Annotated in this window: 10 protein-coding genes; 3 read left to right on the forward strand and 7 right to left on the reverse strand. The window is 61.4% G+C overall.

The window, feature by feature from the left end:
* Window positions 1-7: 7 nt before the first annotated feature.
* Window positions 8-1,549, reverse strand: a complete 1,542-nt coding sequence (locus CIK76_RS12725; protein WP_096287029.1) for a YifB family Mg chelatase-like AAA ATPase — start codon at window positions 1,547-1,549, stop codon at window positions 8-10.
* Window positions 1,546-1,908 carry a YraN family protein gene (locus CIK76_RS12730; RefSeq protein WP_096287031.1) on the reverse strand — a complete coding sequence of 121 codons (363 nt, stop codon included), beginning with the start codon at window positions 1,906-1,908 and terminating at the stop codon, window positions 1,546-1,548. Before CIK76_RS12730 ends, CIK76_RS12725 begins: the two co-directional genes overlap by 4 nt.
* A gap of 1,030 nt (window positions 1,909-2,938) precedes the next feature.
* Between CIK76_RS12730 and CIK76_RS12735 the strand changes: the two genes are divergently transcribed.
* From CIK76_RS12735 to CIK76_RS12745, 3 genes are all read left to right on the forward strand, one after another.
* A complete protein-coding gene (locus CIK76_RS12735) occupies window positions 2,939-4,207 on the forward strand; it encodes a glycine betaine/L-proline ABC transporter ATP-binding protein (protein ID WP_096287033.1) in 1,269 nt (422 codons plus the stop codon).
* Window positions 4,207-5,103 carry an ABC transporter permease subunit gene (locus CIK76_RS12740; protein WP_096287035.1) on the forward strand — a complete coding sequence of 299 codons (897 nt, stop codon included), beginning with the start codon at window positions 4,207-4,209 and terminating at the stop codon, window positions 5,101-5,103. The genes CIK76_RS12735 and CIK76_RS12740 overlap by 1 nt, the downstream gene beginning before the upstream one ends.
* 64 nt (window positions 5,104-5,167) lie before the next feature.
* A complete protein-coding gene (locus tag CIK76_RS12745; protein ID WP_096287063.1) occupies window positions 5,168-6,052 on the forward strand; it encodes a glycine betaine ABC transporter substrate-binding protein in 885 nt (294 codons plus the stop codon).
* Window positions 6,053-6,129: 77 nt separating this feature from the next.
* Here CIK76_RS12745 and CIK76_RS12750 read toward each other — a convergent pair whose 3' ends face one another.
* The 5 genes from CIK76_RS12750 to CIK76_RS12770 form a co-directional block, all read right to left on the reverse strand.
* Window positions 6,130-6,450, reverse strand: a complete 321-nt coding sequence (locus CIK76_RS12750) for a DUF2469 domain-containing protein (RefSeq protein ID WP_096287037.1) — start codon at window positions 6,448-6,450, stop codon at window positions 6,130-6,132.
* Window positions 6,451-6,466: 16 nt separating this feature from the next.
* A complete protein-coding gene (locus CIK76_RS12755; protein WP_096287039.1) occupies window positions 6,467-7,174 on the reverse strand; it encodes a ribonuclease HII in 708 nt (235 codons plus the stop codon).
* Window positions 7,175-7,184: 10 nt separating this feature from the next.
* Window positions 7,185-7,889, reverse strand: a complete 705-nt coding sequence (gene lepB, locus CIK76_RS12760) for a signal peptidase I (RefSeq protein ID WP_255248458.1) — start codon at window positions 7,887-7,889, stop codon at window positions 7,185-7,187.
* 157 nt (window positions 7,890-8,046) lie between these two features.
* Complete coding sequence (locus tag CIK76_RS12765; protein ID WP_096287043.1) at window positions 8,047-8,595, reverse strand: hypothetical protein; 549 nt, start codon at window positions 8,593-8,595, stop codon at window positions 8,047-8,049.
* Window positions 8,596-8,764: 169 nt separating this feature from the next.
* Window positions 8,765-9,085: LPXTG cell wall anchor domain-containing protein (locus CIK76_RS12770; protein WP_141393553.1), on the reverse strand; the 321-nt coding region annotated here is incomplete at its 5' end.

Raw genomic sequence — 9,085 nt, forward strand, 5'->3', positions numbered from 1 at the left:
CGATCTCCTATCGGGGCTCGAGGTTTTGCCGAAAATGCAGTGCGGCGTCCAGATCGTCCACCGTCGGCTCTTGGTGTTCTTGCTGGTCGGCTATGGTCCACGCGACACGCAGCATGCGGTCCATGCCGCGGGCCGAAAGATCCGCCTGCTCCGAGATGAGTTCCAGCGCCCGCCGCGTGGCCTGCGGGTAGTGAAGTTCTCGGCGCAAGACCTTGGCCGATAGGCGTGCGTTGCAATTCAGTCCCCAAGGCTTGAGTCTTTCGGTGGCCCGCGCGCGGGCCTGGAGAACTCGCTCGCGGACCTGTGCGCTGGCTTCGCCGACATCCCGCCCGAGCAGCTGCTGGCCGGTGACCGCGTTCATGCGAACCTGCAGGTCGATGCGGTCCAGCAGGGGTCCGGAAAGCTTGGAGAAGTAGCGCCTCCTGGCGTTGGGGGTGCAGGTGCACGCGGTGCCGGTTCCAAAGTTGCGTCCGCAAGGACACGGGTTGGCGGCCAAGATCAGTTGGAAACGCGCAGGCAATTGTTGATGTCCGCTGGCTCGGGCGAGGTTGATCCGCCCTTCCTCGACCGGTTGGCGCAGCGCATCGAGCACACCGGCTTGAAATTCGGTGGCTTCGTCGAGGAACAATATTCCGGCATGCGCCCGGGTGATCGCACCGGGGCGAATGGCTCTGCTTCCGCCGCCGAGCAATGCCGACGCCGAGGCGGTATGGTGTGGCGCGACGAAGGGAGGCGTTCGTTGAAGTTGCTTGATGCCGCCTTGACCGCCGCGGGTAATCGAATGGATCGCCGTCGCTTCGAGCGAGTCGGGGTCATCGAGCGGCGGGAGGATGCCCGGCAGGCAGCGCGCCAGCATCGTCTTGCCCGCTCCGGCCGGTCCCACCATGATCAGATGGTGACCGCCCGCGGCCGCGATTTCCAAGGCCAGCTTGGCTTCGAGCTGGCCGTGGACCAGGCATAGATCTTGGGCCGGCTCATCGGCCGCGGGCACTTGTTCGGCGGGTTGGCGCCGATGCCGAAGGTAGGTGCGAATGCTTTCCACCGGTGCCCCGCAAAATTCCAGCACTTCCCCGAGATGCTCCGCCCCGGTAACCCGCATACCGGGGACGAGCGCTGCCTCCTGGGCGTTAGCGGCACTCACCACCACATGAGTGTAGCCAGCGCCGAGCGCAAACCGTACGGTGGGCAGCACCCCGGCCACCGGCCGCAAGGTACCGTCCAGGGCCAGCTCGGCTAAGAAGATCGTCCGTGCTGGCACGGACAGCTGGTTGTCCGCGGCCAAGGCCGCGATGACGATCGCCAAGTCGAAGCCCGAGCCGAATTTCGGCAGCGTCGCCGGGCTGAGATTCACCGTGAGCTTCCGGTTGGCCAGGGGAATTCCGCTGTTTCGGGCGGCGGCTTTGATTCGTTCGCGGGCCTCGTTCAGGGAGGCATCCGGCAGGCCCAGAATCAGGAATCCAGGAATGCCGTTGCCAAGGTCCGCCTCGACATCGATCAGCGCGGGTTGCACCCCGTGCAGCGCGACCGCACAGGTGCGTGCCACGCTCATGCCCGCACCTGCTGGTGATGTTCGCAGCTGAATCCCGCGGCCTTGGGGTAGACCTCCACGATGTCGATCCGCAAGGTGCCGATGTAGCGTTGGCGGGCTTGGCTCCATTGGATCAGCAATCGTTGCAGGCGACGATATTTCCTCGGAGTAATCGCCTCGAAGCCGGTGCCATAGCGTATCGAGCTTCGGGTTTTCACTTCGACTGCCAGCACAAACCCGTCGGCGTCTGCCGCCACCAGATCGAGCTCCCCGGATTTGCAGCGCCAATTGCGATCAAGGATCGTATAACCCTGTGCGGTGAGGTAGTCGGCGGCGGCTTGTTCGCCTTGCGCACCGAGAACTTGGTGTTTGTTTTTCATGACGAAACTTTCATATAGGACTCATGACTTGTCATTCATCATGCGGGCGCACGGGTTCAACGCGTGTTGCCTGGCTACCAGTTGTGGAGAAACCGTGGATTCAGGAAAATCCAGTCACCGGAGGTCCTCCCCGCCGAACCGATCTGCTGGTAGATCCGTTTCCCACCGACGGCAATCCCTGATTGCGGGCGCGACAGCGAGTCAAAGGGGCCGCGGCACTCAGAGCATCGGACTTTTCGCCACTTCTGGAGTCCTCGCAACTTGGTGAAACGAAACCATGATGGTGCGCAACTTTCATGGAATAACGACCAACCAGCGAATTCTTGAAACTCGCTTCCCTTTTGGATTCTCCATCGAATCTGAATTTGCCCACGGAGTTTTACGCATGCATAACGATCTATAAAACAGGCCTACTCAGCGTTGCTCTTGCTGATATTTGATAAATCCCCGTCTTCAATTTCGGTCGTACATCTACGAAGAATTGGGCGTTTGAAATACGTCTACCAAGAAACTTCGTTCCCTGAAATAAACTTCATGAATATTCAACTTGGCAAGATTTCAATTAACTCGGCTCATTGCGCACCGGACCCGCGAAGCCGGAATTCTGCTTGCGTGCGGGCGCCGATTGAACCGCGCTGTCCGGATTCAAGCGGCTCTATGGGTCAGCCGGAGATCGGATCGCTGACCAGGATTTTGACCCACCGTCTATAACAATTGGGTAACTTGCGATTCAGCGCCTAGAATCCGCGATAAGTTGAGGTTTTAGGAGCATGATATTGGAGGATTTTGCACTTAGCCAGAGAACAATTCTCCGGCAATTTGTTAGTATGGATATCCGGTCTCGACATGCAGTTTGTGTCGACCAAGAATAAAAGAATCAAGGACCCTGTACGAGCTGGAGGTTTACTTCGGGCCGTGCAAGCAAGAAGCGAGTGCCAGCGATCTTTAGTTCGAGGATTCGACTGCTGCGACCGCGGCTTGTGGTCCCCAATCGGCCCGTGCCTTCACAGGTAGACGGGCAGTGGAGACAATGACCAGCAACATCGCCGTCAAGGTCGAGAACTTGTATAAGGTCTTCGGTCGCAAACCGCAGGAAGCGGTGAAGAAGCTCAAAGCCGGTACGAAGCGGCAAGATCTGCCTGCATCGAACACCGCAGCCGTTATCGATGCCTCCTTTGAAGTTAAAGAAGGCGAAATTTTTGTCGTCATGGGCCTCTCCGGCTCGGGCAAATCCACGCTGATCCGCACGCTGAACGGCTTGTGGGACGCTTCCTCGGGGCAGATCACCGTCGGGGAAGACAAGATCACCGGGATGTCGGCCGCGAAGCTGCGCGAGGTGCGGCGAAAACGTGTCTCTATGGTTTTCCAGCACTTCGCCTTGCTGCCGCACCGTTCCGTATTGGCCAATGTGGCCTACCCGCTCGAACAGCAGGGCGTGGGCCGGGCCCAGCGGCTGTCCACCGCCGCGAAAACCTTGGATCTGGTCGGCTTGACCGGCTGGGGCGACAAGATGCCCAGCGAACTATCCGGTGGCATGCAGCAGCGCGTGGGCATCGCCCGGGCGCTGGCGGCAGACACCGAACTGCTGCTTATGGACGAGGCGTTCTCCGCCCTTGACCCGCTGATCCGCCGCGAGATGCAAGAACAGCTGGTTCAGCTGCAAGCCAAGCTCGGCAAGACGATCGTGTTCATCACCCACGATTTGAATGAGGCGATGTTCCTCGGGGACCGGATCGCGGTGATGCGCGACGGGCAGATCGTCCAGGTGGGCACCCCGGAGGAAATCCTGATGGATCCGGCCAACGACTACGTGGCCCAGTTCGTGCAGGATGTGGACCGCGCCCGTGTGCTGACCGCCTCCTCGGTGCTCGAGCCGACCAGGGCGGTCATCCAGGAGACGGCCGGGCCGCGCAACGCCCTGCGCACCATGCACGAGATGTTCCTCTCCGCGGCGATCGTCACCGACCGGGACCGCAAGGTGCTGGGGATGATCACCGACCGCGACGCGCTGAAGCTGGTCCGCCAGGGCGAGACTTCCATCGCCTCGAAGATCCAGCCGCTGGAATCGGTGAACCGCGACACGCAGCTGATCGACCTGTTCGTTCCCTCGGTGGAGTCCCCCTTGCCGGTGACCGTCACCGATAGCGAGAACCGCTTGCTGGGAGTGATCCCGCGGGTGACGCTGCTGGCGGCCCTGGCTTCCACTGCCCCACCGACCGAAGAAATGACGGTGCTGGATCAACCGCTGCCGGGCAATGTTGTCAGCGCGGCCCTGCAGGGCGCCGGGGAGGAAAACTAATGAACGACTTCATTATTCCGGTTGGAGATACCGCCGAAAAGGGCGTCAACTGGGTCGTAGACAATCTGGGCCCGTTCTTCGATTTTCTGCGCGCGATCTTCGTGGAGATGTATGACGGGGTCTATTACGTGCTGGGCACTCCGCACTTCTCGATCATCATCGCGTTGGTGGCACTCATTGCGCTCTTCGCCCGCGGCTGGCAGTTCATGCTCGGCGCGGCGCTCGGGCTGGTCTTGATCGTGGGCATGGACCAATGGGATAACGCCATGATCACTCTGGCTCTAGTACTCGTGGCAACCTTCTGGGCGCTGTTGATCTCGCTGCCGCTGGGGATTTGGGCGGCCAAGTCGCAGACCTTCTCGCAGATCGTCCGGCCATTTTTGGACTTCCTGCAGACCATGCCGGCCTTCGTCTACTTGATTCCGGCGCTGATGCTCTTCCGCGTCGGCGTGGCCCCGGGCATCGTGGCCACGATCGCCTTCGCGTTGGCCCCCGGCGTGCGCTTCACCGAACTGGGCATCCGCTCGGTGGATCGGGAAGTGGTCGAGGCCGGCCAGGCCTTCGGCTCCTCCCCCGGGCGCATCCTGCGCCAGATCCAACTTCCACTAGCCCTGCCGACCATTATGGCCGGCGTCAACCAGGTCATCATGCTTTCGCTGTCCATGGTCGTGATCGCCGGCATGGTCGGTGCCGGCGGCCTAGGCGGCGACGTGATCGCCTCGCTGGGCCGGCTGGATACCGCACTGGGCGTCGAGGCAGGACTGGGCGTGGTGATCCTCGCGATGATCCTGGATCGGTTGACCAACGCCTTCGGACGGCAGTCCGGGCTCTTCACCTGGTTCGCCAAGCGCCGCAAGGCCGCAGCCAAGGCGAAGGAACAAGAACTCGCGGCCTGAACCCCGTGCTGAATCACCAATGAATCCGGCGGAATTGACCGCCACACCGAAAGGAAACACGATCATGAAACGCAATTACTTCAAAGTTGGAGCGGTTCTCGCCGCCAGCGCCCTGGCGTTGACCGCCTGCGGCAACGATGGCGGAAACGAAGCCGCCGGAGAAGACAAGAAGCTGAATATCGCGGTCTTCAACGGCTGGGATGAAGGCATCGCCAGCAGCGAGCTGTGGAAGGCGGTGCTGGAGGAAAAGGGCTACGAGGTCGAGCTGACCAACTCCGACGTCGCTCCCCTCTTTGAGGGGCTGTCCTCGGGCGACTACGACCTGACCACCGACGTGTGGCTGCCGGTCACGCACGCCTCCTACCTGAAAGACTACGGCGACGAGATCGAGGATCTGGGCGCATGGAACACCGAGTCGCGGCTGACCGTAGCCGTCAACGAGGACGCGCCGATCGATTCACTGGACGAGTTGGCGGCGAACGCGGACAAGTTCAACAACCGCATCGTGGGCATCGAGCCCGGTGCCGGATTGACCGAGGCCATGAACGAGGCGGCCATCCCGGAGTACGGTCTGGACGATATGGAATTCCTGACCAGCTCCACCGCCGCGATGCTCACCGAGCTGGAGACCGCGACAAATAACGGCGAGAACATCGTGGTCACCCTCTGGGAGCCACACTGGGCGAACGCCGCATTCCCGGTGAAGAACCTGGAAGACCCGAAGGGCTCCCTGGGTGACGCCGAAGGCATTCACACCTTCAGCCGCACCGGCTTCGCCGACGACCACGCCGAGGTAGCCAAGTGGATGGGCGACTTCAAGATGGATCTGGAGACCCTCTACGACCTGGAGAACCTGCTGTTCGTCGAGAACGACACCGACGACTACCAGCCGCTGGTCAAGCAGTGGATGGAAGAGAACCGCGAGTTCGTCGACGGCATGACCAGCTAACCATTTAGCGTTAGCCGTTCAGCGCACAAAGGCTCCCAACCAGTTGCTGGTTGGGAGCCTTCGTGCGTTCGGTGCGTTTAGCCCTGCAGTCCTTCTTTGGGGATCTGCAGTTCGTCGCGGTTCAGCTCCTCGACGTTCACGTCCTTGAAGGTCAGCACCTTCACGGTCTTCACGAAGCGGCCCTGGCGGTAGATATCCCAGACCCAGGCGTCGGTGAGGTTCAGCTCGAAGTACACCTCGCCGGAATCGGTCAGGGTCTTCACATCGACCTGATTCGCCAGATAAAAGCGGCGTTCGGTTTCCACCACATAGTTAAACAGCCCCACCACGGCCTTGTACTCGCGGTACAGCTGTAATTCGAGGTCTGATTCGTAGTTTTCGAGGTCTTCGGCAGCCATGGTTCGTCCTTTGTCTCTAGGTTTTACCTTGGGCCTTTTCGGGCTTGGAAGTCAAGTTCCAACTTTTCCGGTGCAGGTCGCAGGGGCCAAGTTTTTCGATTGCCGCCCGATGCGTGGCGGTGGCATAGCCCTTGTTGATTTCCCAGCCGAAGGCCGGATACTCGGTGGCGGCCTGGACCATGATCCCGTCGCGCTCCACCTTCGCCAGGATCGAGGCGCCGGCGATCGCCTGGCAGGTCATGTCTCCCTTGATGATCGTGCGCACCGGAATGTGCAGCCCCACCGGTTCGCGCTCATCGTCCAGCAGGTCGAAAAGATCCTGCTCCGGCGCGGTGAGCCAGTCGTAGCTGCCGTCCAAGAGGATCGCCTCGGGGGCCACGGCGCTCTGTGCGACGGCGCGGGTGCCGGCTAGGCGCAGCGCCCCGGTGACCCCGAGCTGATCGATCTCCGCGGCGCTGGCATGCCCCACGCCGTAGCCGAGCGCCCATTCGCGCACCGGGGTCACAAGTTCTTCGCGGCGCGCGGGGGTGAGCAGCTTCGAATCGCGCAGTTCGGGGAATTCGGTCACCTGCTGCATGTCGATGACGCTGACGCCCACCGTGATGGGGCCGGCCAAGGCGCCGCGGCCCACCTCATCCACCGCGCCGATGAAGCGCACGTCGTGCTCGGCCGCCAGGGCCCGCTCGTGCTCCAGGGTCGTGGGCTGTGCCTTAGTCGTGGCCATGGGCCGGGGCCTAGTTGCTGCCTGCGTCAGGGACGTTGGCGAAGACTTCTTCGTGGGTGTCGATCCCGCCGAGTCGGTTCAGCGGCCAGGAGATGACCGAGGCGCGGCCCTGGACGGACTCCAGGTCCACGAAGCCGCCCTGGACATCGACGTGGAAGCGCGAGTCGGCGCTGGCGCCGCGGTGATCACCCATGACCCAGACCTTTCCCTCCGGAACCGTCACCTGGAACTTGATGTCGCTCGGTGCGTCGCCCGCGAAGATGTACGATTCGTCGATGGGTTCGCCGTTGATGGTGAGCTTGCCATCGGAGCTGCAGCACTCGACGGTGTCCCCCGGCATGCCGATGATGCGTTTGACCAAGTACTGCTCGTCGGCGGCCGGCAGGATGCCAACCCAGGACAGTGCGTTTTCCAAGGCGGTCGGGTCGTTTTCCAGGGGCGGCAGCCACTGCAGGTCGTCGCGGAAGACCACCACGTCGCCGCGTTCGAGGTCGAACGGGCCGGGAGTCATCAGGTTGGCGAAGATGCGGTCGTTGATCTGCAGCGTATTCTCCATCGACCCCGAGGGGATGTAGTACGCACGGAAGAAGAACGTCTTGATGAGCAAGGAGAGCGCAATAGCGATGACGAGAATGATCAGCACTTCTCGTACAAATCGCCAAAGCCGGTACAACGGGCCCCGCGCTGGGGGTACTTCTGCGGATTCGGCGCTCACGTTCGGTTTCTTACCTTTCACTGTCATGCAATACTTCTCATCTTACTTGGCGCGCAGGTCATTGCGCCGGAGGCCAGCTCAGCGCGTAGAAATCGCGGCTTAACGTGCAAGGCCGGCCAAGCATCAGATGTGCTTGGCCGACCTTTTCCACTACCGGCTAGTTGGCTCGGGTGGCGATGCCGCCGCTCTTCTGGAATTCGACCGGGACGCCGCCCAGTGGCTTCTCCGTTTCCAGCAGGGTCTTGATTTCCTCCAGGTGGCTGGAATCCACCGACAGGGTCAGTCCACCGATTTTCGGGTTCAGGGTGTAGCCGTGGATCGAAACGTTCAGCGGGGATTCCAGCCCTGCCTGCCACTTCATCACGTCCTTGATGGCCTGGCGAAGGTCGTCGGCGGAGTACTCAACCAGGTGCGGCTGCGCACCGGCTTCCTCGATGGCCTTCATCTGGCTTTCGTCGGTGGTCGACACGTTGAGCTTGCCGTCTTCGATCCAGCCCTGCACATAGTCCTCCCCCAAGGTGGCGGACAATGCGTCATTGGTTTCTAGCAGTGCGTTTTGGTCCACAACATTCTCGCTGCCGGTAGGTTCAGTAGTTCCCTCGCCGCTGGTGGACGCCTGCCCGCAACCGGAGAGCATGAGCCCTGCGACGACTGCGGTGGATGCCAGTGCAAGTGAACGACGAGCTGATGGGGATTTGTAGAACATGGTACTACCGCCTCAAGGTCATTAGGATCACCTAGGAAGATGATAACTGGGCTTCTGCAAAGTATTCGGTGAGGCACATGTGTGCCAAGTGAAAGTGCCCCGCTACCGTTGCCGGTAGCGGGGCACTTTCGGGTCGCGGCCGAAGCTACAACCGTTTAGGGATTATCCCTTAGCTGTGGCGACGGTTTCCGCGGCGGAACAGCAGGAACATTGCGCCTACGAGAGCCAGGGCTCCACCAGCGGCGATCAGCGGAACGGTGCTGGAACCGGTATCGGCCAGCGGGTCCTTCTGCTCAGGCGACTTGGTTGGAGTCTGGTCATCCTTTGGAGCCTCGGTAGGCTCTTCGGAATCGTCCTCGGTTGGAGTTGCCGATTCGGTTGGCTTCTCCGTTGGAGTAGCCGACTCGGTTGGCTCCTCAGTTGGAGTCGCGGTTGGCTCCTCAGTTGGAGTCGCGGTTGGCTCCTCAGTTGGAGTCGCGGTTGGCTCCTC

The sequence above is a fragment of the Glutamicibacter sp. BW80 genome (assembly GCF_002332385.1).
Lineage (GTDB): Bacteria > Actinomycetota > Actinomycetes > Actinomycetales > Micrococcaceae > Glutamicibacter.